The organism is Hydrogenoanaerobacterium saccharovorans, assembly GCF_003814745.1.
GTDB lineage: Bacteria > Bacillota > Clostridia > Oscillospirales > Ruminococcaceae > Hydrogenoanaerobacterium > Hydrogenoanaerobacterium saccharovorans.
The window spans coordinates 85,774-111,552 of sequence record NZ_RKRD01000004.1 but is presented as its reverse complement, the minus strand read 5'-3'; the positions used below and the strand labels follow the sequence as shown (position 1 = coordinate 111,552).

17 protein-coding genes are annotated in these 25,779 nt (G+C 43.9%); 14 read left to right on the top strand and 3 right to left on the bottom strand.

What is annotated here, in order from left to right:
- Positions 1-5 precede the first annotated feature (5 nt).
- The 9 genes from EDD70_RS13910 to EDD70_RS13870 all read left to right on the top strand — a co-directional run bounded on the left by EDD70_RS13910 (position 6) and on the right by EDD70_RS13870 (position 17,491).
- Positions 6-1,097, top strand: a complete 1,092-nt coding sequence (locus tag EDD70_RS13910) for a glycosyltransferase family 4 protein (RefSeq protein WP_092756353.1) — start codon at positions 6-8, stop codon at positions 1,095-1,097.
- Positions 1,098-1,115: 18 nt separating this feature from the next.
- Positions 1,116-2,195 carry a Gfo/Idh/MocA family protein gene (locus tag EDD70_RS13905; RefSeq protein WP_092756351.1) on the top strand — a complete coding sequence of 360 codons (1,080 nt, stop codon included), beginning with the start codon at positions 1,116-1,118 and terminating at the stop codon, positions 2,193-2,195.
- Positions 2,192-3,556 carry a hypothetical protein gene (locus EDD70_RS13900; RefSeq protein WP_092756349.1) on the top strand — a complete coding sequence of 455 codons (1,365 nt, stop codon included), beginning with the start codon at positions 2,192-2,194 and terminating at the stop codon, positions 3,554-3,556. The genes EDD70_RS13905 and EDD70_RS13900 overlap by 4 nt, the downstream gene beginning before the upstream one ends.
- Entirely contained in the window at positions 3,546-4,499 is a 954-nt protein-coding gene (locus EDD70_RS13895) for a hypothetical protein (RefSeq protein ID WP_092756347.1), read from the top strand. The genes EDD70_RS13900 and EDD70_RS13895 overlap by 11 nt, the downstream gene beginning before the upstream one ends.
- Position 4,500: 1 nt before the next feature.
- Positions 4,501-5,715 carry a lipopolysaccharide biosynthesis protein gene (locus tag EDD70_RS13890; protein WP_092756345.1) on the top strand — a complete coding sequence of 405 codons (1,215 nt, stop codon included), beginning with the start codon at positions 4,501-4,503 and terminating at the stop codon, positions 5,713-5,715.
- A 78-nt stretch (positions 5,716-5,793) separates the two neighbouring features.
- Positions 5,794-7,710: a polysaccharide biosynthesis protein gene (locus EDD70_RS13885; protein ID WP_242943188.1), complete on the top strand. Its 1,917-nt coding sequence runs from the start codon at positions 5,794-5,796 to the stop codon at positions 7,708-7,710.
- A 286-nt stretch (positions 7,711-7,996) separates the two neighbouring features.
- The gene (locus tag EDD70_RS13880; RefSeq protein WP_092756343.1) at positions 7,997-11,917 is read left to right on the top strand and encodes a glycoside hydrolase domain-containing protein; all 3,921 of its coding nucleotides are present in this window, start codon (positions 7,997-7,999) and stop codon (positions 11,915-11,917) included.
- Positions 11,918-12,013: 96 nt separating this feature from the next.
- Positions 12,014-12,412, top strand: a complete 399-nt coding sequence (locus tag EDD70_RS13875; RefSeq protein ID WP_092756341.1) for a hypothetical protein — start codon at positions 12,014-12,016, stop codon at positions 12,410-12,412.
- Between the two features lie 843 nt (positions 12,413-13,255).
- Positions 13,256-17,491: an Ig-like domain-containing protein gene (locus tag EDD70_RS13870; protein WP_092756339.1), complete on the top strand. Its 4,236-nt coding sequence runs from the start codon at positions 13,256-13,258 to the stop codon at positions 17,489-17,491.
- Between the two features lie 566 nt (positions 17,492-18,057).
- Here EDD70_RS13870 and EDD70_RS13865 read toward each other — a convergent pair.
- The 3 genes from EDD70_RS13865 to EDD70_RS13855 form a co-directional block, all read right to left on the bottom strand.
- Positions 18,058-18,669 (bottom strand): TMEM198/TM7SF3 family protein, encoded by a 612-nt coding sequence (locus tag EDD70_RS13865; protein ID WP_242943190.1) that lies wholly within the window; start codon positions 18,667-18,669, stop codon positions 18,058-18,060.
- A gap of 136 nt (positions 18,670-18,805) precedes the next feature.
- Positions 18,806-20,380, bottom strand: a complete 1,575-nt coding sequence (locus tag EDD70_RS13860) for a sensor histidine kinase (protein ID WP_092756335.1) — start codon at positions 20,378-20,380, stop codon at positions 18,806-18,808.
- Entirely contained in the window at positions 20,364-21,068 is a 705-nt protein-coding gene (locus EDD70_RS13855; RefSeq protein WP_092756333.1) for a response regulator transcription factor, read from the bottom strand. The genes EDD70_RS13860 and EDD70_RS13855 overlap by 17 nt, the downstream gene beginning before the upstream one ends.
- Positions 21,069-21,310: 242 nt before the next feature.
- On the opposite strand from EDD70_RS13855, the gene EDD70_RS13850 reads away from it, so the two are divergent.
- Genes EDD70_RS13850 through EDD70_RS13830 form a run of 5 tightly spaced genes read left to right on the top strand, consistent with a single transcriptional unit; the run spans position 21,311 to position 25,625 of the window.
- On the top strand, positions 21,311-21,856 hold the full coding sequence (locus EDD70_RS13850) for a C40 family peptidase (protein ID WP_092756331.1): 546 nt from the start codon (positions 21,311-21,313) through the stop codon (positions 21,854-21,856).
- Between the two features lie 10 nt (positions 21,857-21,866).
- Positions 21,867-22,895 (top strand): MGDG synthase family glycosyltransferase, encoded by a 1,029-nt coding sequence (locus tag EDD70_RS13845; RefSeq protein ID WP_162840941.1) that lies wholly within the window; start codon positions 21,867-21,869, stop codon positions 22,893-22,895.
- Positions 22,873-23,580 carry a polysaccharide deacetylase family protein gene (locus EDD70_RS13840; protein WP_092756328.1) on the top strand — a complete coding sequence of 236 codons (708 nt, stop codon included), beginning with the start codon at positions 22,873-22,875 and terminating at the stop codon, positions 23,578-23,580. The genes EDD70_RS13845 and EDD70_RS13840 overlap by 23 nt, the downstream gene beginning before the upstream one ends.
- Positions 23,555-24,628 (top strand): lysylphosphatidylglycerol synthase transmembrane domain-containing protein, encoded by a 1,074-nt coding sequence (locus tag EDD70_RS13835; RefSeq protein ID WP_092756326.1) that lies wholly within the window; start codon positions 23,555-23,557, stop codon positions 24,626-24,628. The genes EDD70_RS13840 and EDD70_RS13835 overlap by 26 nt, the downstream gene beginning before the upstream one ends.
- Positions 24,612-25,625, top strand: coding sequence for an acyltransferase family protein (locus tag EDD70_RS13830; protein ID WP_341465136.1), 1,014 nt, complete (start codon positions 24,612-24,614; stop codon positions 25,623-25,625). Before EDD70_RS13835 ends, EDD70_RS13830 begins: the two co-directional genes overlap by 17 nt.
- Positions 25,626-25,779 lie beyond the last annotated feature (154 nt).

Here is a 25,779-nt window from a genome sequence, read left to right as displayed (position 1 = left end):
GTCATATGACTAGTGCGCACCAAAGCCTGGATACCAGAATTTTTTACAAAGAATGCTGCAGCCTAGCCGCGGCTGGGCATGATGTTACCTTGGTTGCACCCGGCGAGAGTATGGAGCATTCGGGCGTGCACATCGTGGGCGTGGGTGAGATACCCAGTTCCCGCTTACAGCGGATGCGTACGGCGGCGAAAGCCGTGTACGAAAAGGCATGCGCACTGGATGCAGACCTGTACCATTTTCACGACCCTGAGCTGCTGCCTTATGGCTTAAAGCTGAAAAAACAGGGCAAAAAAGTGATTTACGACAGCCACGAGTTTTACAGCTACCAAATACGTGAAAAAACTTGGATACCCGCGGTGCTGCGCAACGCCATTGCCGCATGGTTTTATGGATACGAAACCAGAATTTGCAAACAACTGGATGCAGTGATTTGCGTTTGCACCATCGAGGGGAAAAACTACTTTGAAAATAGGGCAAAACGGGTGGAGTTTATCACTAATGCACCGCGCCTTTCAGAATTTGCGCAAATGCCCCAGCCTGCACCGCAAAAAGAAAAAGCCGTCTGCCACATTGGCGGGCTTACCCACAACCGCGGCATCACCCATTTGGTGCAGGCGATGCAACACACCAACAATGCTACCTTATACTTGGCGGGTAAGTTCCAGTCGGAGGAATACGAAAGTGAACTGAGAAAACAACCGTCGTGGAGCAAAGTAAAATACCTCGGTTTTCTTGACCGCACACAGGTGGTGGACGTGCTGAGCCGCAGTGCTGCGGGGATTGCCACCCTGCTGAATGTGGGTCAGTACAACCGTTTTGATGCATTCCCCATCAAGGTGTACGAGTACATGGCAGCAGGCATTCCGGTTATCTTTTCCGAGTCGGACTACGCGAAAAAGGCATTGCAAGAGGATAAATTCGGCATCTGCGTACAGCCCGACCAGCCAAAAGAAATCGCCCGTGCCATCGACTACCTGTTGAGCCACCCCGATGAAGCCCGCGAAATGGGCAAAAACGGGCGGCGCGCGGTGCTGCAAAAATACAATTGGGGCATCGAAGAAAAAAAACTGCTGGCGCTTTATGCATTCCTGCAGTAGATAGGAAGGGGTTCTGTCATGAAATATGCACTGATCGGCTGCGGCCGAATTTCAACCAACCATATCAAAGCCGCCGTAAGCAACCATTTGGAGATTGCTGCGGTGTGCGATATTGTACCTGAACACATGGAAGCACTGCTTGCAAAACACGGTTTGGAAAAAGACACCTCCATCCGCCGTTATACCGATTACAAGCAAATGCTGGCGGAGGTTGCCCCCGCACTGGTGGGGATTTCCACCGAAAGCGGCAAGCATGCGCAAATTGCGCTCGACTGCATCCACGCAGGGTGCAACGTGATTATTGAAAAGCCCATCGCCTTGTCACTGCAAGATGCCGACGCAATCATTGCGGCGGGCAAAGAAAAAGGTGTAAAGGTTTGTGCTTGCCACCAAAACCGCTTTAATATCTCCATTCAGCATATCCGCAAAGCGGTGGAGCAGGGGCGGTTCGGCAAAATGTCGCACGGTTGTGTGCATGTGCGCTGGAACCGCAACCAAGATTACTACACCCAAGCACCCTGGCGCGGAACTTGGGCGCAGGACGGCGGCTCTTTGATGAACCAATCCATCCACGGCATTGACCTTTTGCGTTGGATGATGGGCGACGAAATTGAAGAGGTGTTTGCCTACACCGCACAGCAGTTCCACAATTACCTCGAGTGCGAAGATGTGGGGCTTGGCGTAGTAAAATTCAAAAACGGTGCCATCGGTACCATTGAAGGCACCACCAATGTGTTCCCCAAAAACTTGGAGGAAACTTTATACTTGTTCGGCGAAAAAGGCACCATCAAGGCAGGCGGAAAAAGCATCAACACCCTTGAGGTTTGGCAATTTGCCGACCATAAGCCAGAAGATGACGACCTGAGCAAAGGGTTTGAAGAAGAAACCTCAAACGTATACGGCAACGGGCACACCTCGGTTTATGCTGACGTGATTGATGCCATCGAGCACGACCGCGAGCCCTATATCTGTGCCGAAGCAGGGCGCAGAGCACTGGAACTGGTGCTGGCTATCTATAAATCAGCAGCGGAAGGACGCCCCGTAAAACTGCCTATGAAGGAATGCTCTACCACAGAGTTTACGGGAAGGTTCGGATGATGCAGCTGTTAACCAAAAGTAAATCCCGCATCGAACGTATCTATGACAAAATCAAGGGGCAGATACTTTCGGTGGAGGAACGTTTTGAAAAATACAATACACTGATCTATTGGGCAGGCATTTTGCTTTACCGTGTACTACTGGATATTGTTTATGCAACTGTAATTTCGCCAGTGTACGCGTATGCCGATTTTACTTTGGCACCCAACTTGGTGCGGTACATGTTATCGTGGCTGTTTACCGTGGTAATCGCGTTGTTTTCGCAGTTTTTACTACGGCAAAAGTATGTTTCGTCTTATCTTGTATTTTTATTCGATTTAATTTACTTTTTGCCATTGCAAACAATGTATGGTTTGCGCGGGTTAGATATTGTGTTTTACTTGGGCGCCATGGTGTACTGGGTATTGCTTACCGTATTGCAGGGCAAAATTCCCGTCATCAAACTGGCACCGCCCAAATTCGGCACCAAAATCATGTTTACCGCAATGGCGGGCATCTGCGCAGTCTTTGTGCTGTATATCTCGTGGCGGTACACAGGCTTTCGCCTCATCTTCCGTTTAAACGATGTATACCGTTGGCGCAGCGAGGCAGCAGGGTACAGTATGCCCAGTGTGTTCCGCTACTTCTTTTCTATGACGTCTACAGCCATTCCACTGTTTATGGTATACGCCTTTCAAAAACGCAAATATATTTGGACGGCTGTGCTGTTCGCGGTAGAATACCTGCACTTTTCGGTGGACGGCTCGAAAAGTACCGTGTTTTACCTTGCTATGGTGATTGTAGGCTACCTGTTTTTTCACAGCAGACGCAGTAAGTGGCTGCCATGGGCACTTTTTGCGGTCGGCGGAGCCGGTTGTGCTGAAAGCTTGCTCAACGGTACGCAATACATCATCAGCTATTTTTACCGGCGCGTGATGATGATACCCGTACTGCTTTCGTCGTATTATTTCGATTACTTTACACAGCATCCCATCGATTTTCTGCGCGGAGGCATTCTGCGCCGTGTCGGTCTGCAATCCCCGTATAGCGGGAACATCCCCAAAATGATTGGCTGGCTGTACGAAAATGTAGATACCGCGGCAAACAATGGGTTGCTTGGCGATGCATTTTTTTGTTTTGGGCTTGCAGGCGTGGTACTGATGCCGATTATTTTGATATTGTGCTTCCGCTTACTGGATGCTTGCACCGAAGGGCTACATAGCAATATCACGTTCGGCATCTGCATTTATTTCGCCATCTCGTTCACCAACTCCAACTGGAGTACCATTTTACTTACCCACGGTTTGCTGTTTATTTGTTTGATACTGTACTTATGGCCAAGGGATGTACTGCAACGAAAGGAAGTCTGTTATGGAGAATAAAAGCAATACAATCGAGGTTGGTTTTGCAGACATCTTTGCTGCCGTCAAAAGCAAATGGGCGCTCATTTTGGGTGTTGTGTTCATCACAACGGTAATTTCGGCTGTGGCAGGGTATTTTTACACCAAAAACACCGATTATACCGCACACGCAGGCGCTGACGAGTTTTTACCCATCGTGATATTAGAAAATCAAACTTATCAAGAACAATTTGATACCCTGCTGCAATCGTTTACCGAGCGCAAACGCTATGCATCGGTTCTGCTCAAGTTTGCACCCGACGATGCCAATACCGCTTTGATGCAGGCAAAGCAGGATTTGCTGTATTTGCAAAGCACTTTGCTGCGCAAGCTGGATTTAAAGCTGAAGCTGAACAAAGCGGTACCGCCCAAGCAAAAAGAAGAACGGGTACAGACACTGACTTTGCAAGTGGAAGATTTAAAGCAAAAGCTTCATCAATCAAAAGCCGATATGCAGGTATTACGCGGCCTCGTACCGCCCATGCCCGCGGATAGGACAAGCATGGAGCAATACAGCAGCTTACTTTTGAGTGCTGCACAATCGGGCAAATATCAGCGCGAGCTTTCGGCAGCGATGCAGCAGTTGGAGTACTTAACCACCACCCCTGCATCGGAACTGGAAAACCAATACCGCACCATACAAAGCGAACTGAACACCGTAAAAGAAGAACTGCTGCGTATTTCCGACATTATCTACGCTGAGGCACAAAAAACAGCCGAAGCAAAAGCATGGAACATCATAGCAGGGTACGGCGTGAACAACCGCGAGCGCGAAGAATATTCGGTAGAGGTTTTCACCGGTCATTATAAAGATACAGCCAAAAGCCAATGGCTTGCTGTAACGGTAACGGGTGCTATGATAGGCTTTGTACTAAGCTGCTTCGGCGCTATCGTACTCAGCCGGAAGGAGAATATCAATCAGTAAAATGGAGAATCAGCAAAAGAAAAAGATTGTTTTTGATATGGCACTCAACATCACCGCCAGTATGGTGCCGGTTGCTGTTTTACAGTTGGTGATTTTCCCCTTGTTTGCAACGCGTTTGGGCGATGACCGCTACGGGCTTTTGCTCACCATCGTCAGCCTGATGACGCTTTGCGCGGGGACATTCGGCAATTCACTCAACAATGTGCGCCTGTTGATGCAGCTGAAATACAGCGAACAAAAGCTTTCGGGCGATTTCAACGTCATCCTGCTGTGCCTGGCAATTTTAAACTGCATCGTTATGGGTATTGGTACCTACCTTTACGAAGGTGCTTTTTATCCGCTTTCGGTTGCCTTGATTTTACTAAGCTCGGTGCTGCAGCTCGTGCGCGAATATTACAATGTCGAGTTCCGCCTAAACTTAAATTATATCGCCGTTTTGGTAAACAATATCTTGTTGGTTGCAGGGTATATTATAGGGTGTGGGCTGTTTTTGCTCACAGACCAATGGCAGTTTATCTATATTACAGGTACGGCGTTCAGCCTGCTGCACATCTTAAAAAAAACCACCCTGCACCGCGAGCCGTTTAAAACCACTGCCTTGTTCCGCGAAACGGGCATAAAGTCGCTTGTTTTGATGGTTTCTTCCTTTTTAGCAAATGCCATCAATTATATGGACCGATTGCTGTTGTTCCCATTGGTGGGCGGTGCATCGGTGGCAATTTACTATTCGGCTACGCTGTTCGGCAAAATCATCTCGATGGGCATTACCCCCATCAACAGCGTGATGCTAAGCTATTTTTCTAAAATGAAAACCTTTCGGCAAAAAAACTTTTGGCTGGTGCTGGGTGCATCGTTTGCATTGGGTGCGGTGGGTTACGGGGCGTGCATTCTCATCAGCCGCCCTGTGCTGATGCTGCTTTACCCGCAGCTTGCAGAGCAGGCGATGCAGTACATCTTTGTTACAACGGCTACGGCAATGCTTTCTATGGTTGTTTCTGTTCTCAACCCCATCATCCTGCGCTTTTGCAATACCAACTGGCAAATCGGCATCAACGGTGCCAATGTTTTGCTTTATACCGTGCTTTCGTTGCTGCTGCTCAAGCAGTATGGCTTGATGGGCTTTTGTGTGGGCGCACTGTTAGCGGTTTGTGCCAAACTGATTTTGATGATTGGCATTTATTGTTTCAGCTTAAAAAGCAGTGACGGACTTATATGAATACCGACCTCAATTTAACAATTCTCATCGGCAATCCTTTGCAGATGGGCAAATTGAAATAATATCAGGTGTAAAAATATGCAAAAATTATGGAAAGACCTAAAGAGGTTCAAAGACAGGTACCGCAAGTTTATTTTGATGGCAACGGATGTAGTTATTGTTTCGCTATGTTACCTTTTAACTTGGGCAATGCTCATGGGGCGTATTTCTTTAACCAAATTTTTACCCACGATGCTGCTGAGTTGGGGTGTATTTGTGGTTGTGTTTTTTGTGGTGTTCCTGCTGTTTGGCATGTACGAAAGCCTATGGCGGTATGCCGAAGCATACGAGTTTTTTAAATGCAGTATGGCAACCTTGGTTACCGCCACTTGTTTTGTACTGATTACGCAGACCGTACTCCGTCCGCCCATGATCTGGGAGAGCGTACCGTTGGCAGTAAACTTTCTGTCTGCTATGCTTGCGGGCATGGCAACCCTGTACCTGCGTATGATGTACCGTGCTTACCGCAACACGAGCCTGGGCAGACGCGTGGGTTCGGGCACCAAAAAAGTATTGCTCGTAGGCGCGGGGCAAACAGGTAACGCCGTATTGCAAGATTTACAGCGCGCAAAAGAGAGCAAATACGAAGTGGTTTGTGTGGTAGATGACGACCCGAATAAAATTGGGCGAACCATCCAGCGCGTTAAGGTGATGGGCTCGATTCGCGATATCCCGCGCTTGGTCGATAACTACGGCATTGATGTCATCATCCTTGCCATACCCGCCGCAACCAATGCACAGAAAAAGCGCATTATGAACCTTTGTGCAAGAACCAAATGTCAACTGAAAAAAGTACCCGACCTTTACGCTTTTGTTACCGACACCACCGCCATTGCATCGCAGATTCACGATGTGAGCGTCGAAGATTTGCTTGGCAGAGAGGTCATCGACATCCGCGAAGGCGCCGCTTACCTCACCGGTAAAAAGGTACTCATAACGGGTGGCGGCGGTTCTATCGGTTCAGAGTTATGCCGCCAGATTGCTTTGCAAAACCCCAAAAGCCTTATCATTATTGATATTTACGAGAACAATGCCTACGAAATCCAGCAGGAACTTATCCGCCAATACGGCAGTAAATTGGATTTGCACGTAGAGATTGCGTCGGTGCGTGATACCCACAAGATGGAGCTGATTTTTGAGAAATACAGCCCCGACATTGTGTACCATGCCGCCGCACACAAACATGTTCCGCTGATGGAAACTGCACCCGAAGAGGCGGTAAAAAACAATATCTTCGGTACTTGGAACATCGCCCGTTGTGCAGACAAATTCAAAGTTAAGCGCTTTGTCATGATTTCGACCGACAAGGCAGTAAACCCCACCAATGTGATGGGTGCCACCAAACGTGTGTGTGAAATGATTATTCAGAGTATGGACCAAATCAGCAAAACGGAGTTTGTTGCTGTTCGGTTCGGCAATGTGCTCGGCTCCAACGGCTCGGTTATTCCACTGTTTAAAGAGCAAATTGCGGCAGGCGGTCCCGTTACCGTCACCCATCCCGACATCATCCGCTATTTTATGACCATTCCCGAAGCGGTAAGCCTTGTGCTCAAGGCAGGCGAGATGGCGCGCGGCGGCGAGATTTTTGTGCTCAACATGGGTGAGCCTGTAAAAATCCTCAGCCTTGCAGAGAATCTCATTCGTCTTTCGGGTTACGAACCTTACAAAGATATTGAAATTGTTTTCAGCGGGCTGCGCCCGGGCGAAAAGCTTTACGAAGAACTGCTGATGGGCGAAGAGGGATTGCGCAAAACCAATAACGAAAAAATCTTTATTGGTGAACCCATCGATGTAAACCCCGCTTATCTGTTCGATTATCTTACCAAACTAAAGCCCATCGCATACGGCAACCAAACGCAAACGGTGGTTGCCAAACTGCACGAGTTGGTGCCCACGTTTGTAACGCCCGAGGCAAAAAACGGTGAGGTTGAATTGGTACTGAAAAACAGAAAGTAGCTCATTGTTATAAATAAGTACAGCTCTTTCAAGCAATGCTTGAAAGAGCTGTTTTGTTTTATTGTAGGAACTCACCAAAAACAATACGTTTCTCTTGTTACTAAAATTACGCTTGCATTAATTTGTGCAAAAACTATATGATTTTGGATAAATATTACATATACAAAAAATGTTAACATAATTATTGAAATTTGTTATATTTTTTAATATAAATATAACAAGCAGCACATTAAGGGTTTATTTTTTGGGGGGGCACAAGTTTTAATTGAGAAGGGATGTTAAGTTGATGAGAGAGAAGCTAAAATCAGGTGCGGTATTGTTTTTGTCTTTGGTTATTCTATTGAGTACATTCGCAAATTCTCAAATTTTTGCATTTGCTGTGGATGATAAAGAAACTGCAAGTGCAGATGATGTATTTGAGACGATTATCAATGATGCTTCCATTGGTGATGATGTTTTTAACTTCAAGTTTTCTGCAGGGTGGGGCACTTCTACAGGATATCCAGATTCTTTTTACAATGGAGACGAGCACTGGGTACATATAAAGCAGGATTCTGATTTGTTTTACGAATTAAAATTTTACGGAACGAAAATAGAATTGTACGGTGTGAAAGAAAGCTCCGGTGCTATTTGTGAAGTCAGCATTGACGGCGAAGCGCCTGAGGATATGGATACCTACAACTCATCCAGAAAAGCACAGTCTCTTCTTTATGCAAAAGAAAATCTGGCAGAAGGTGTGCATACCATTCGTGTAAAACCTGTTTATAGAAGAAATGAGCAAAACACAAGCGGTTACACCACCGAAATTGATTTTGCAAAAGCTACCCATCCGCTTATTCCTGTAACGGATGTGGAGTTTGAGTTTGAAAACATCACGATAGAAAAAGGCACTTCCACCAGCATAAAAGCAAATGTTATACCCACTTATGCAACCGAAAAAGAGGTTGTTTATCGTTCTGAAAATGAAGCAATTGCAAAAGTAAACGAACTTGGAGAAATTATGGGATTAGGGGTTGGCACTACCAAAATTATTGCTACTGTAAAAGATTCTGCATTATTTGCAGAAGTAACGGTAGAGGTCACCCCCGAAACAGCACCGATTCGGGCATTTATGGGTTCGACCGATTTTAACTATTTGCAGGAAAATTATAACGACTATTTTAATGGATTGCATTCTACAAACATTGAAACAGGCTGGATTGGCGACGTGATAAACGCCAAAGTTGTGGCTCTTACAAAAAAGATTAAAATTAACAACGCCGTTATTGCATCCACCGATTTCTTAAATAAAAACGGGGATACAATTGATAGCGAAAACATCGAGATTACATGGATTAAGGAGACAATGGCGAACATTGGCAGAGGCAACAAGTATGCACCGGTTAAGCCTTTTCCCGACATCCTTTATACAAAAGAGCCAATTAATATAGCTGCACAAAAAGTACAGTCGGCATGGATTAACGTTAACATACCAAGGAGTGCAAAGCCCGGCAATTACAGCGGAACAATAACGGTGAATGCTGATGAACTGGAAGCACCTATCGAACTTCCCTATTCGTTTGAGGTTTTGGACGTAGTGCAACCTCACCCAGATGACACCGAAACACAAATTGAATTGTGGCAGCACCCTTATACTTGTGCCCGATATTATGGATTAAAGCAGGATGAACTTTTTACAGAAGAACATTTTAAATACCTACGTCCTCAACAAGAGGCATATAGAGATATGGGTGGTAGAGCTATCGTTGCCAATATAGTTGAAGAAGCATGGAATCATCAATCCTATGACAGCGACCCAACAATGATTAAGTGGACTAAGAAATCGGATGGCAGTTTCTCTTTTGATTATGACCATTTTGACAAATGGATTCAGTTTAATATTGATTTAGGTATTTTGGATCCCGCAGAAGGCAGAGGCCAGATAAAGTGCTACAGCATTCTACCTTGGGGTAACCAGATTACTTACTTCGATGAAGCTTCAAATCAAACGTTAAAAATAAGACCCACACCCGGAGACTCCTCATGGACAGCGTACTGGACAGCATTTTTGCAAGACTTTATAAAACACCTTGAAGAAAAAGGTTGGTTCGATATTACATACATTTCCATGGATGAAAGAAGCATGCAAGAACTTAGCGCAAGCCTTGACCTAATAGAATCTATAAAAAATTCAAGTGAAAAACATTTAAAAACTTCATGTGCAATGAACTATAAAAGCGGAGAGGACTATTCTTTTTTAGACCGTCTTAGTGATATTTCCATTGGCATATCCTATATTTCTCCCGAACATAATATGGTTAATTTCTCACAGCATCGTAGAGAAAAGAATCTGCTTACAACTATTTACAACTGTACCGGAGATTATCCAAACAGCTTTATACTCAGTGATCCGGCAGAAAGTGCTTGGATTATGTGGTACTCTTTATTACATAATTCTGATGGCTTTTTAAGATGGTCATGGGATGGATGGGTAGAAAATCCTTTGGAGAACGTATCTTATAAGTTTTGGGAGCCAGGAGATCCATTCTTCATATATCCGGGTGATAAAGACGCGGCAACACCGTTTGTGCGTTCATCTCCCAGGTTGGAAAGATTTAAGCAGGGAGTTCGTGACATTAACAAAGCAAAATATTTAATGGAAAAAAGCCCTGAACTAAAAAGTCAAATTAAAGAGTTAGTAGCATCGTTAAAATTGCCTAACGGAGGCGGTAATGGATATGGTTCACGCGTAGCTGCTTCTCAAGCAGATCGTGATTTGCTAATTAGTGAAGTAAACCGCATGCGCAAAGGCATCCATGATGTAGCGAAAAAATATATTGATGCCAACACCCCAACTCTATCCGCAACCCCCGTTATTGAAAAACAACCTGATGCGCAAACCGCAACACAGGGCAACCTTGCTGTATTCAGCGTTACTGCATCTGCACCCGACGGCGGTGTGCTCACCTACCAGTGGCAGATGCTTGCAAAAGAGCAGGGCGCAGTTTGGGCAGACATCAGCGGCGCAACAGATGCAACCTACCAAATTACCAAAACTCTGCTGGCAGACAGCGGCAAGCAGTTCCGCTGCATCGTCACCAACACCAAAGACAGCATGGCACCTGCAACAGCCACCAGTAATGCGGCTGAACTCACCGTAAGAGAAGCAAGTGCCGCAGATAAGAAAATCAAAAACGTAACAGACCCACAAGCCAAAACCGTTGCATTGGGTACCCAGGCTAGCATGCTCGGTTTACCCAGTACCGTCACCGTTACACTGGAGGACGACACCACAGCAGAAGTACAGGTTCTTTGGAGCACCGACGGCTACGACGGCAGTAAAACAGGTGAGTATACGTTCAACGGCACACTCGCACCGCAGGCGGGTATTGTCAACAGCGATAACATAACTGTAAACATCAAAGTGACTGTAAAAGAACAACTCGAGCCAAGCAAAGAGACGTTAGTCGCGCTGATTGCAACTGCAAAAGAAATGGCGAAAGACAGCAAGTACACTCAAGCGAGCAGAGATGCTTTGACCAAAGCCATTGCAACCGCTCAAGCCGTTGCAGACAATGCAACAGCCACCAAGCAAGAAATTGCAGATGCACAAAAAGCACTGCAAAATGCCATCAAAGCTTTGGTAAAACAGGACGGTGAAAGTTCACCTGCACCCAAACCAAGAAAGCACATCGAACCGAACATGGTTTCCTCCTCTGATCTTAGCGAGAAGGTTGCTTCATCCAGCAAAGGCACCGACATCAGCGTACGCAGCGACTACAAAGTTGCAACAGGGTTCCTGAACGATTTGGTGAAGAACAAAGAAAAATCGGTTACCCTCAACGGCGACTGGTACAGCTGGACCTTGGACGGTAAAAACATCGAAAACACGATGCCGGGTGTTATCTGGTTCGATACCAGAATCACCAACGATTCACCAAATGCAAATGCAATTGCCAAGCTGACCGAAAAAGCAGATACAACCAATCTCCACTTTAACTACGAGGGCAAACTCCCCGGTGAAACCGCTATCCGCGCACAGTTGGAGAAATACGCAGGTAAATCCGTTTATATCTACTACCACAACCCCGAAAAGGGCAGGCTGGAGCTCATCCAGGCAGACGTAAAAGCAGATGAACTCGGTTGGATGGAGTTTACTGTCACCACTGGTGCAGATTACGTAATCAGCCCCACTGCTATTAAAGGAGCGGTAACAGCAACAAAATAAATACAACTCTTAACACAAAAAAGCAACCGTACTCTGTAAGATACGGTTGCTTTTTTCTATTTGTTCTCGTATCATAATCAAAAGGGGAGCTGCTGTATGACAAGTAAAAAAACCGGAATATTTCTAGTCTTGCTCTTGGTATCGATATGCATAAACATTATAATATATAGTTATGCTCTACATAAAAGCTCAGCAAGTAGCATTATCGGTACCTACTGTACAGGTACGGGAATTTCAGAAAATGATAAATACATTGTTTTTTCACGAGATGGTTCGTATACATGTTACAAACAATATAAAGTTCTTGAAGTAGGCAAGTACGAAACTACTGATTCTACTATTTATACGCTTTTTTCTCAAGAAAATGCTTTGGAACGTGCGGTTGTCTATAACGGTTCTAATACCGTTTATGTTTTTGATACAGAAAAGCACGTCGCTTCGTATGATAGAATTAGTTCGTTACCTACATTTATTAACGTAACGATGAGATCTTAGCAACAGCGCCTATGTTTATGCTCTACCATCGGCACATCAGGCATTTTAATACACAAAAAAGCAACCGTACTTTTAACAAGTGCGGTTGCTTGCTATTTCTTATAAAATTAAACAAAAAATCTCAATTAAGCTTGCTTTTTTCCATCATTCGCCATATAATGGTTTCAGAGGCACATAAAGTGCAAAGCAGGCACAGGGCGCTACCAACACCCTGTACCCTGTATACGGAGTTCAGGGCTCCATACACAACGGCATAAAAGCCGCACGTTTGCATATCTATTATACGTCGAACGAACCCGTTTTGTAAAGCGTATTTGCAAATTTGCACTTGATTACTGGTGTTGTATGGGTAAACTCCATACAGCACTTTTTTGTTGCCTCGCGGATAAGCGATGGGGGGGGAAGGAAACTCCCAACCAAATCCTCACTACAAGTAGTTCCGTCACCCCTCCATCCTGCTTACTCCGTCGAGGAACGATTAAGCCCTGCTGTACGTTACTGTACAGCAGGGCTTTTTATTTTAAGGGGGTGCGCATTTTGTTCCATATTATAACATAAAAATACAAAATTGTAAAACAAGGGTTTTATTGCTTTAATGCCACGCTGATACTTAAAAACTAAATTTTTATGCTATTATTGGATAGTATTTACAATTAAAATTAAAAGATATTACCAAAAACAATATAAATTCCAAATAAATACAGTTGACAAACAGAACAAAATCAAAAAATATTACTAAATTATCCAAAAAATAGACTAACACATTTTTGTCTATATTGTATATAATTTCTTTGGTTAGTTTATATGTTTCGTTGATAACTAATAATAAGGGGGATTATTTTTATGAAAAGGATGTTCCGAAGAACGGTACAGGTTTATCTGGCAATACTGTTGTCAGTGCAAATTTCTTTGCCTGCATATGCCAGCAATAAACCTATACAAACAACTCCAACCGCAAGCATAACTCCAACCTCATTGGCAACGCTGCAAAACGAACCAACAGCCAACGAAGAGGTTTACTATCTTGTCAACTGCGGTACACCGGATGCATCAGTTGTGCCCGACGGCTATACAATGGGGCAGTATCAGTCCAACGTTGACCAGCAATACGGTGCAGATGCCCAAACCGCAAAAAAGTGGGGCTATGCAGCACCCGACGCAAATTCGCACATGAAGGCAACTGGAAGTAACGCCAAAAGCATTACAGATACATGTAGGTACTTAAGTGACGCAGTAACATTTGATAAGCAAAAAAGCGGTTTGCGCTACGCATTTGAACTTCCTAATCAAAGCTACAAGGTTGTAGTGGGCTTCAAAAATCCTTGGAGCGGACGAACCGTCAATATACAGTTGGAGGGCGAAACTTTACAGGATTCATTGATGCTCAAAGAAGCAGAACTTGTAGAGCGTGAGTATATCGCCGCTGTAACGGATGGGGAGCTAAACGTTATGGTACATAACCCCTACCGCACCAGCCAATATGCCGACCCAATTGTAAGCTATATTATTGTAAAATCTCTGCCTGCACCAAATATACAACTTTTGCGCGATACACTGGTGCAAATAGATGCTGAAACAGCAGATAAATACTATACCGACAACAGCTTTACGCCTTTTACTGCTGCAAGGCAAACTGCCCAGCAGCTGGTTAATGAAAACAGCACCGATAATCATGCAATTTCTGAGGCATATCGGGCGCTGAAAAACGCGTATACCGCATTGGTGACACGTATCAATTATACCTCGTTTACCGGTGTAAATGGGGCAACTTTTTATGACACGAATAATAAACCAATTCAGGCACACGGTGGTCAAATTCAAAAGCTGACCGTAGACGGAGAGACGAAATATTACTGGATTGGCGAAGACAAAACCTACGATTACCGCCCTGTGGGTGGCATCCATCTTTACTCATCCACCGACCTTTACAACTGGAAAGACGAAGGCGTTGTATTGCGCCCAATGGAAAGTATGGATGAATTTGAAACAGACCCGTACTTTAAAGCGCTGTACGGCGATTACAGCCAAGAGAAAAAGGAAGAAATCTTTATTGATTTGGACAAAAACAGATGTGTCATCGAACGGCCAAAGATGATTTATAGCGAAAAGACAAACAAGTATGTCATCTGGTTCCATGCCGACGGCAGAACACCTCAATACCCCGACACAGACTATGCCAAAGCAAACGCAGGCGTGGCGATTGCCGACAAACCGTGGGGGCCCTTTAAGTTGCTTGGTTCTTACGACCTAAACTATGTCGCAAGCGATGACCAGGGCTTTGACGGCAATCATTTAGGTGCGGTTCGCGATATGAACCTGTTCGTAGATGATGACAAAACGGCTTATATCATCTATTCTTCGCAAGGCAACCGCACAACATTTATCTCCAAACTAAACGATACTTACACCGACCTTGCAGTGGACAGAGATGAAGCAGTGTACGGCGAACACTTTGTTACCGCATTCAAAGGGGCTTCGCGCGAGGCGCCTGCAATGTTTAAATACAATAATAAATACTATATCATCAACTCCGGCTGTTCGGGCTGGAACCCAAACCGTGCAGAGTATGCAGTGGCAGACCACCCATTCGGCCCGTGGAATGTGATGGGCGACCCATGCGAGGGCTCTGAAGCGGATACCACCTTCCGCACACAAAGCACTTGCGTATTCCCTGTGGATGCTGAAGCGGGAAAATATATTTACATGGGCGACCGATGGAACGCGGGCGATTTGAGTGAATCGCGCTATGTATGGCTGCCTGTGGAATTTTACCCGACCGACCGCCTTGTACTAAAGCGCTACAGCGACTGGACTTTGGACGTTTTGTATGGCAAAGGCCTTGCAAATATTTTAGATATGCCCGAAGTGTTCGATTCTTTGGGTGATTTGAAGCAAAGCCTGCCTCAAAATGTAAATGTAAAATTTAACGGTAACATTCATCAGAACCAACCGGTAAGGTGGGATAATATTGATGAAAATAAAGTACATATCGGTAATTATACTGTATATGGCAGGTTAACCGATTTTGATAAGAAATTAGAGTATAAAGCAACCATTGCAGATAAAAGAATGGTTTATTTCTTTGACTGCGGTACACAAAGTTCATCGTTCCATCAATATTTATTAAATCGTGCCCCAAAAATGAAACGAACTGAATCAGATCAGGCATACAGTGAACAAAACGGTGCAGGTTATGTCGGTTCTCTTGGTACGAATTTTGGCAAGCATGACGGTGGTAATATGTACGAAATCGGCTGGTGGGCAGAATCCAACCAACCCATCGAATACAAATTCTACCTCGACTCGGGCGATTATAATGTAATTACGGGTTATCAAGAATGGTGGGACACCACCCGTAATATGCGCATTTCAGTAACAAACAACGATGGAAATCAGCTCGCCCAAAAGGATTTTACTCTGGAAAAGTGGGATAAGGGATTGGTGCAGGATTTGCGCTTTACGCTAAACGAACCCGATACTATTTCAGTAAAAATATCCAAAAGAGGAGGCGCCGACCCAGTATTAAGCTTTATCGGGATTGTAAAAGAAAACATGGACTTCAATAAAAACATTATAAGCGTCCTCAATATCGAAGATAAAAAAGTAAAACTCGGTACAGAGGTTAGCAACCTTGATTTGCCCAAAACAATAACCGCTAAATTGCATGATGACACCACAGCCGAAGTACCCGTTACTTGGAACACCGACGGATACGACGGGAACAAAGCGGGCGAGTACACGCTCAACGGCACACTCAAACCACAGGCGGGTATCGTCAATAGCAATAACCTGACTGTAAAAATCAAGGTAACTGTCGAGGATGGAAACATCCCCACTCCAAACAAAGACACTTTGCTCGCACTCATTCAATCTGCAAAAGAAAAAGCGAAAGACAGCAAGTACACCCAAGCCAGCAGAGACGCTTTGACAAAAGAGATTGAGGCAGCACAAGCCATTGCAGACAACGACAAGGCAACCGATCAGGAGATTGCAGACGCACAAAAAGCACTGCAAAATGCCATCGACGCTTTAGTGAACGAGCAAGAGCCAGAAAAACCAAGCAAAGATACTTTACTCGCACTGATTGCAAACGCAAAGGAAATGGCAAAAGACAGCAAGTACACCCAAGCGAGCAGAGATGCTCTGAATAAAGCCATTGAAACAGCGCAAACAGTTGCAGACAACGACAAAGCAACCCAGCAAGAGATTGCAGACGCACAAAAAGCACTGCAAGATGCCATCGATGCTTTGGTGCAAGAACATCCAGAACAGCCAAGCAAAGAAGGATTGCTTAAACTGCTTCAATCCGCAAAAGAGATGGCAAAAGACAGCAAGTACACTCAAAAGAGCAGAGATGCTTTGACCAAAGCCATTGCGACAGCACAAGCAGTTATAGATAATGCCAACGCAACCAAACAGCAAATTGCAGATGCACAGAAAGCACTGCAAGATGCCCTCAAAGCTTTGGTGAAACAGGGTGGCGAAAGTTCATCTGCCCCAAAACCAAGAAAACATGTTGAGCCGAACATGGTCACTTCTTCGGGTATCAGCGAAAAGGTTGCTTCTTCGAGTAAAGGTGCCGACATCAGCGTACGCAGCGACTACAAGGTTGCAACCGGATTCTTGAACGATTTAATGAAGAACAAAGATAAATCGGTTACTCTTAACGGCGACTGGTACAGCTGGACTTTTGACGGCAAAAACCTCGAAAACACCATGCCGGGTGTCATCTGGTTCGATACCAGAATCACCACCGATTCACCGAACTCAGATGCCATCGGCAAACTGACCGAAAAAGCAGATACAACCAATCTCCACTTTAACTACGAGGGCAAACTCCCCGGTGAAACCGTTATCCGCGTACAGTTGGAGAAATACGCAGGCAAACCCGTTTATATCTACTACCACAACCCCGAAAAGGGCAGACTGGAGCTCATCCAGGCAAACGTAAAAGCAGACCAACTCGGTTGGATGGAGTTTTCTACCACCAATGGTGCAGATTACGTTATCAGCCCCACTGCTATTAAAGGTGCGGTAACGCTGGCAAAACCCGCACCCGTTGCCGACAAACCCCAATAGCCCTAAAGCAGGCAAGACAGATTCAATAATAAAAAGCTTTTCATCCCTTTTCTTTATATAAAGCGAACAGGCGGTACAACATAGTACCGCCTGTTCGCTTATTTAGTATGTTTTATAAAATTCCACAAAAATCTTAATTAAGCTTGCTTTTTTACAATATTCGCCATATAATAGGCTTAGAGGCACATAAAGTGCAAAGCAGGTACAAGGTGCTCGCAACACCCTGTACCCTGTATACGGAGTTCAGGGCTCCATACACAACGGCATAAAAGCCGCACGTTTGCATATCTATTATACGTCGAACGAACCAGTTTTGTAAAGCGTATTTGCAAATTTGCACTTGATTACTGGTGTTGTATGGGTAAACTCCATACAACACTTTTTTGTTGCCTCGCGGATAAGCGATGGGGGGAGAGGAAACTCCCAACCAAACCCTCACTATAAGTAGTTCCGTCACCCCTCCATCCCGCTTACTCCGTCGAGGAACGATTAAGCCCCGCTGTATAGTTTGTACGGCGGGGTTTTCAGCTATAAAGTACACGCACTAAATTTGTATATTGCAAATCTCAATCTTCTTTTTGCGCCTGCGATAGTTGAAATAAAAAGCCTAGAACGGTTAAAATAAACAGCGCAGAAATCAACAATGCGGGGTTCTGAGCCATCAAATCGTGTTCTAAATAGTCCTGCAAATGTGCAAGGGTAGAAAACATGCCGTCTGCATAAACGAACTGCTTCAGTTGCCCGATGTTGAGAAGCAGAAAACAACCGCTGCTGGCAACTGAAGCCGCCCCCTGAAAAGAAGTACCCAGCATGATAAACACATCGCACCATTTTACAGCACAAATTCCCAAAACAAGCGCACAGATTGCAGTAACGACCCATTTTATATCGCCCATCGATTTTGGCAAAAGATTGATAATAAACATACCGAGCATTACTCCGCCAAAGGCACCAAGGATAAATAAGCCTGCTTTATACACGAAACGTGCCAGCAATGCTAGAATAACACCACTGGCAACTCCAAGTATTGCGCCTTTCCAGTTAAAGCCGAACTGCCCAAGGCAAAACATCACGCTCAAAACAAATGCACCTAACATCATGATGGGGAAATAAAATTTTCTTCCCCAAAAACATGCGACTGCACCAAACACAATACTAAAAATCAAATAAACAATCATTTCTAACACGATTTTGTTCCTCCTGTCTGCTATCTTATTTGCAGTTTACAATGCCATTCTTAAGCAAGAATGTTTATAATCTTAAGATCTCTTAAGATAGTAAAACCCGCCGAACAATCGGCGGGTTTTACTTATTTTATTTAATTGGCAGCAAAATTTTATAAACCGTACTGTAATGCGAATAAGGTTTTAACAGTTGGATGGTACCATGGTGCGCCTCTACAATCTTTTTCGCTATCGAAAGCCCCAAGCCCGAGCCGTGACTGCATCGAGACTCTTCTCCCACCACAAAAGGCTCAAAAATCATCTGTTGTATTTCGTCAGGGATGCCGATACCATTATCCGCCAACAAAATTCGAACGCAGTTTCTACGAGGTTGAAGCGAAAAATACAGTGTTGTGCCCTTAGGGTTATGTTTAACCGAATTGTTTACAATATTATCAAAGGCACGCCCCAGCTGAACGGTATCAATGTTGCAAATGATGTGCTGTTCCGGAATATCCACCTCAAGCAAAAACCCTGTCAGTTCCAACCCGGCATACCGGTCTGCCACAAAGTCGCGCAGGTAATTGCAAATGTCATAAGGCGCAAGGGTTAGGGAATAATCGGGGTGTTCCATCTTACTGTATTGGTAAAAGGTGTTGATTAGTTCATTGAGTCCCGTTGCTTTTTGTTCAATTATTTGCAAATATTGTGTTTGCTCATCGGGCGGAATAACGCCGTCGCACAGAGCTTTGGCATACCCTTGTATAACCGTGATAGGCGTTTTTAGATCGTGAGAGATATCTGCAAGCATTTTCTGTTTGGCCCTTTCGAGATGCTGTCGTTCTTCCTCACTGCGCTGCAACCTTTGCGACATGTCGTTAAAACTATCAAATATTTCTACAAATTCTCGGGGGCCTTGATAGGTTGCCTGATGCGATTTACCGCTTTCAAAGCTGTTGAGTTCTTGGCAAAGCAAGTGCAGAGGTTTTTTGATTCTGCGGTTGAGCCAGAGGATGAAAAAAAATACCATCGTGCCGTAGGCAAGCGCCAACAGGATGAAAAAGGAACTCCATGCACGCCCTACCGCTGTCAGCATAACATTTCTGTCGCCGAACAGCAGCATGGTGTAAGAAGCACCGTCATCTGCTTGAAACTGGTGTTTCAGCAAGCTGTATTCCGGTGAAAAATCATTGGTTAGCAGCTTATACTGCACTTCAGTCAGTGTATCCATAGGCAAATTATCCGATTTGTAAATCAACCGTTTGTTTTCATCCAAAATGTACTCACGAAATGCCACGGTGTCGCTTTGGTTTTCCTGTACAGTAACAGCTATCTGGCGCTGCCCTTGCGCATTGGTTAAGTTGCGCACCGTAATTTCGGGTGTAGTGCTGTATTGAGGAATGCATGCTATATCGTCCGCACTGAAAGTGGGTAATTCATATTCATGGGTACTTTGATACACAATATTCTGCTGTTGATCCAGCACCAGAATAAAGCCCTTAGCACCCAACAGCCGTTCTGACGGGAACTCCTGAAACCGTTTTTCCTCCAGCGTACGACCATAATTCATAATTTGGGTGGTATCAATATTTTCTATAATCCCCACCGTGCGCAAAACATAAAAAATGAGCAGGGTAGTTAAAATTGCTGCCAAGATAAATGTAAAGAGGATGTAATTGCCCAAAAGCAGTGTAAATATACTGCCCCGTTTATTTGATTTCTTCAATTTTATAGCCTAACCCCCTCACATTTTTGATATAGCAAGAATTTCGTGGGTCGTCCTCGATTTTATCGCGCAAATGCGAAATATGCACCATGATTGCATTTTCGTAATTATCGTAATATTCACCGTTTACCGCCTCGCAAAGCTGCGATTTGGTATAAACGCGCCCGGGCGATTTCATCATAAAGGCAAGCAGCTTATATTCATTTGGTGTAATAACAATTTCTGTACCGTTTTTTCGCAAAATCAATTTTTCGGTATCGAGTTCCAGTTCACCCAAGGTTAAAAGTACAGGCTCTTTTTCTACACATTGGGTACTGTTCAGCTTATAAAATCGGCGCAGGTTTGCACCTACCCTCGCCACAACTTCAAGGGGGTTAAAAGGCTTGGTCATATAATCGTCGGCACCTAAGTTAAGGCCTAAAATCTTGTCGGTATCTTCAATTTTTGCCGTTAACAGTAAAATGGGCATATTATATGTTTCGCGTATTTTCTGCGTTAAGGCAAACCCATCCATTTTCGGCATCATAACATCCAAAACGGCAAGGTCAATTTTTTCGGCTTGCACCAGTTCCCATGCTTGCTCGCCATCTTGCGCTGCAAGCACCCTATAGCCGCTGCTTTCCAAATACAGTTTTACCAAGCTCAAAATATCTTTATCATCTTCAGCTACCAAGATCGTGTAATCCATTCTGCATTCCCCCTCATTTTTTTATTTTATCATGCAATTTTTTAATTGACTATCCTTATATTAGTTTTGAGGTAATTTTTTAGATTCGCTCGTTATATTAAGTGATAGATCTTTTATTAGTCTTTGTATTACCTTAAGAAATCTTAAGTTTCAAAAAACATTGCCTTAAGACTATTGTTATAATCTAAAAACATAAAATCCGTGTGATGTATTTTTCAAAGTGTAAACAAGGAGAATTAAAAATGTCAAATTATGACAAAAAATTTATTTATATTGTTATTTCCAAAACAGACACTGCGTTAGGAAAGCTGATTCAAAAAAAGCTGGGAGTAAGCTATAATCATTGCTCTATTTCATTGGATGAAAGCCTTGAAAATATCTTTTCTTTTGGACGCAAAGAGCTTCATAATGTATTCCGTGCCGGTTTTGTAAGAGAAAGCAAAAGCGATGGATTTTTTGCCAAACACAAAGGTTCTTACGTTGCAGTACTGCAAATACCGGTGACAGAAGCACAGTGGCAGCAAACAAGCGAATGCCTTGCACAGTTTAAGCAGCAAGGCGGCCAATATAAATACAGCTTGCTTGGTTTAGCGTATTGCTATTTGGGTATTCCCGTCAAGCGGAAAAACAAATATTTTTGCTCTCAATTTGTTGCTGAACTTCTGCAACAAGCAGGCGTTCATTTGTTTGATAAGGATGAAAGCTTGGTTCGCCCGCACGACTTTTTATCTTTGGGTGCCGGACAAGTTGTTTACAAGGGAGAAATCGGAAATTACTGCGCAGCATAGGAGATTGAAAATGAAAGTATGGATTGTAACGGCGCGGTTTGGGCAGGGCCATTTTTCAGCCGCAAAAGCAATAGAAGAAGAATATAAAGCACGAGGGTACGAAGTGATTGTCAGCGATATTATGGAGCTGTTATACCCCTTTTTTTCAAGTTGGATTTACGGTGTATTTAACCATATTATTTGCAGACATTCGGTCATTTACAATTTCTTAAACGAGTTTGGCCGAAATCCTAAAAAAGAACGCAATCAATCGCAGCAGGTTCAAAAAGCATTTAAAGAAATACAGCCTGATGTAATCCTTACCACATGGTCGGCTTGTGCACGAATGCTTGGCCCTTTGCCTGTGCCTATTTATGTATGTATCACCGATTTGGGTGTTCACACAGGCTGGATTGCCCCCCACGTGCAGGGGTATTTTGCAGCAACACAGGATGTAGCGCAAAAGCTGATTCAGATGGGAGTTGCAAAAGAAAAAATTCATATCCACGGCATCCCTGTAAAAAAAGTTTTTCGCGAGATTAACCACAAACCAAAGTCATCGAATAAAATACTCATCATGGGCGGCGGACTTGGTATTCTGCCATGGGTGGATAAGCTTCTGGATGAACTGTGTGAATACCCTGAAATAAACATTACGGTAATCGCGGGCAATAACCGCAGCTTGTACCGAAAACTGGAGCGTAAATATCCGTTTGTTACCGTGCTTGGTTTTACCAATGAAGTTTCTCGTTACCTTGCAGAGTCGGATTTACTGGTTTCGAAACCGGGCGGTGTGTCACTGTTTGAAAGCATCTATGCAGAAACCCCGTGTGTTGCAGTTTTTCCGTCCTATAAGCACGAACTCGATAACGCAGAGTTCATCCAAAAGCAGGGGATTGGTGCCGTTGTTCGGTCGGGAGAGTCGGCAGGAGCCTGTGTTGTGAATTTATTAAAAGATGGCGATGAACGCCATAGCTATCAATTGAACATGAAAAAAATAAAGCAAGAACTTCAGGCTCAGCAAGGGGAGGAGCAATATGTTATTGAACATGCTATTTAGAATTTGTATTGTATTGCCTTTCTGCGCAGTATTTCTCTATCTTTTGCTTGGCATACTCACTACGGGATGGCTCAGAGCATCCAATCCATTCAAAAGGCTGCCTCGTTCTTCGCAAACACTGTACCTTACCTTTGACGACGGTGTAAACCCTGTTTACACGCCGATGCTGTTGGATTTGCTGAAAAAAAACAATATCAAAGCCTCTTTTTTTATACTTGCCTCATCCGCAAAAGAATATCCACAGCTGCTGCAGCGCATGAAAAAGGACGGGCACCTGGTGGGGTTTCATTCCTATAACCACCGCAATCAGATTTTACAGCTGCCGCACCAGTTAATACAAGATTTTGAAAAGAGTATGAAAATCTTTGACGATATGGGAATAGAGGTTGCCTATTACAGGCCGCCTTGGGGACATGCCAGACCTTTGGGGTTGTATCTATGCAAAGCTTATCAACTAAAAACCGTGCTTTGGAATGTAATCGTACAAGATTGGCAGGCAAATACAACAGCGGAAATTTTGTGCGATAAGCTTACCAAAAAGGTGCATGGAAATGCCGTGATATGTTTACACGACGGCAGAGGAAAAAACGAAGCTCCACTCAAAACCATTCAAGCGCTGGCAGACATGATTCCGAAATGGAAAGAGGAGGGCTATACTTTTGAAACAGTGGATTGCCTATACTAAGAAAATACTGTTTAACGGAGGCATTTTTGCCCTTGTTATATACTTTACCTACCGCATGGTTTTTTCAAAGGTTTCGTTGAGGCAATTAGGTGCAGTCCTTTCTAAAATACAAATTCAATACTTGGTTTTTGGGCTATTAACCGCAGCATTTATGGTTTGCGCAGAAGCCTTTAATATCAAGCGCAATCTGCGCCTTCTAGGGGAAGATAAGGGCTATTTTAAGTGCCTAACCTATGCTTTTGCAGGCAATTTTTTCAGCGGAATTACACCGGCTGCAACAGGCGGCCAGCCTATGCAGCTTTACTTGATGTGCAAAGACCGTATTCCGGCATCCAAAGGAACCTTGACTCTTCTTATGGATTTGGGCGCTTACCAAGCTGTTATCACGGGGTTGGGCATCTTGGGTTATAGTATGTGCTTTTCTGTTATTCATCGTTCACTGGGCAACTTTATTCCTGTTCTTTGGCTCGGTCTGATACTGAATATTGTTTTGCTTGCATTAACTTTTACGGCTATGTTTTCAAAAAGATTCAGCTATACATTGGTATCTTTTGCAACAAGAATTGTAGGTATTTTTCGAAAAGACAAAGGCGCAAACTTTCAAAGCAAAGCACTGCAAGGTGTACAGCAGTATCAAGCCGGTGCAAAAATTTTAAAACAAAATAAGTGGACATACCTGCTGAATTCGCTGATTATGCTGCTTCGTATCATTGCCATGCACTCCGCGCCGTTTTGGATTTATAAGGCTTTTGGGCTGTCACAGGCATCATTTTTTGAAATGCTTGCTTTACAGTCGATGCTTTATGTTTCTTGTGCGGCACTTCCGTTCCCCGGTGGCGCCGGAATTGGAGAAAGTGCTTTCTTACTTTACTTCAAAGAGATTTTTCCGTCGGGAATTATTGGCTCCGCTATGGTGCTGAGCAGAGTTATTGGGTTTTACGCAGTGATCGCATTCTGTGGCATTTTTCTGATTTTGATATGGATTGTAAGACAGGTGCAAAACAAGGATTCTGTAAAGGATGTGAAGCACTATCGGCAGCAACCTTAAGAGCATTGATTTTGCAAAATATATCGCTTCGGTTTGTGTCATTGCAATCCATGTATTAAGCAGCGCAAAGATTGACAATTTGTATGTGTTTTTCTTTGTGCAGGGCATCGCAAGGCTGGCAGTACCCTTTTTCTTTTGCTGTACCGGATATTTTATTGCGCAGAAAGGCATTGAAAACCGGACGGTAGTGATTGATTATATCAAAAAGCTATGTAAAAGCTATCTCATTGGGTCGCTTGTTTATATTCCTGTTGAGCTTATCAAGATGATTGCCACAAATACATTCAGCAAAGCAGCAGTATTAAAATACCTGCAATATATACTGGTTCAAGGCAGCTTTCTCCACTTGTGGTATTTTCCTGCTGTGATAGTTGCAATTGTTTGTCTGCATTTTTTATTAAAGCGCTTGTCTATTCGAATGACATGCCTGGTGGCAGCTTGCCTGTATTTTATCGGGCTGCTTGGCGATGGCTATTACGGCGTTTTTCGTTTTTTGCCCCAATGGGCTTCTGACACGATGAAAATTTATCAGGAACTTTTTTATACAACGCGAAACGGATTGTTCTTTGGTGTTCCTTTCGTTTTAATTGGAGTGGCAATTGCAAAGAGAACACGCCTGCAAACGATGAAAAAGGCTTATGTCTGGCTTGTTGCAACTCTTGTGGCGGGCTGCGGGGAAATTTATTTTCTGCGCCGTTTTCAAATAGCCGTTGATTACAATATGACCGTTTTTCTTGTGCCGGCAACTGTTTTTCTGTTTTTGACCCTGTTGAAAATGCCCTATAAAATAAAGTTTAACAGCAACCTTTTAAGGTTGTACAGCACCAAGTTGTATGAGGCTCATCTGCTTTTTTACGGGTTGCTGCTTGCTGCGTTAACGGTGTTTCAAATACCCATATTAAAAAACGGGGCGGTTCAGTTTTTTGTTGTATGGGCAGCTTCTCAGATGTTTGCATATTTTACAGCGCGGGCTGTTGCCAATAGGGTAATAAAATAGGGAATGAAAGCCGAAAGCATGTCTGCGGTTTGCAAACCAGGAGATAATTTGAAGGTTATTTAGAGATTTAACACAATATAACGTTACGGTGAATTGATACCAAAAAACAGAAAATAAACAATGTAATAAGAACAACCCTTTCAGGCACATGCTT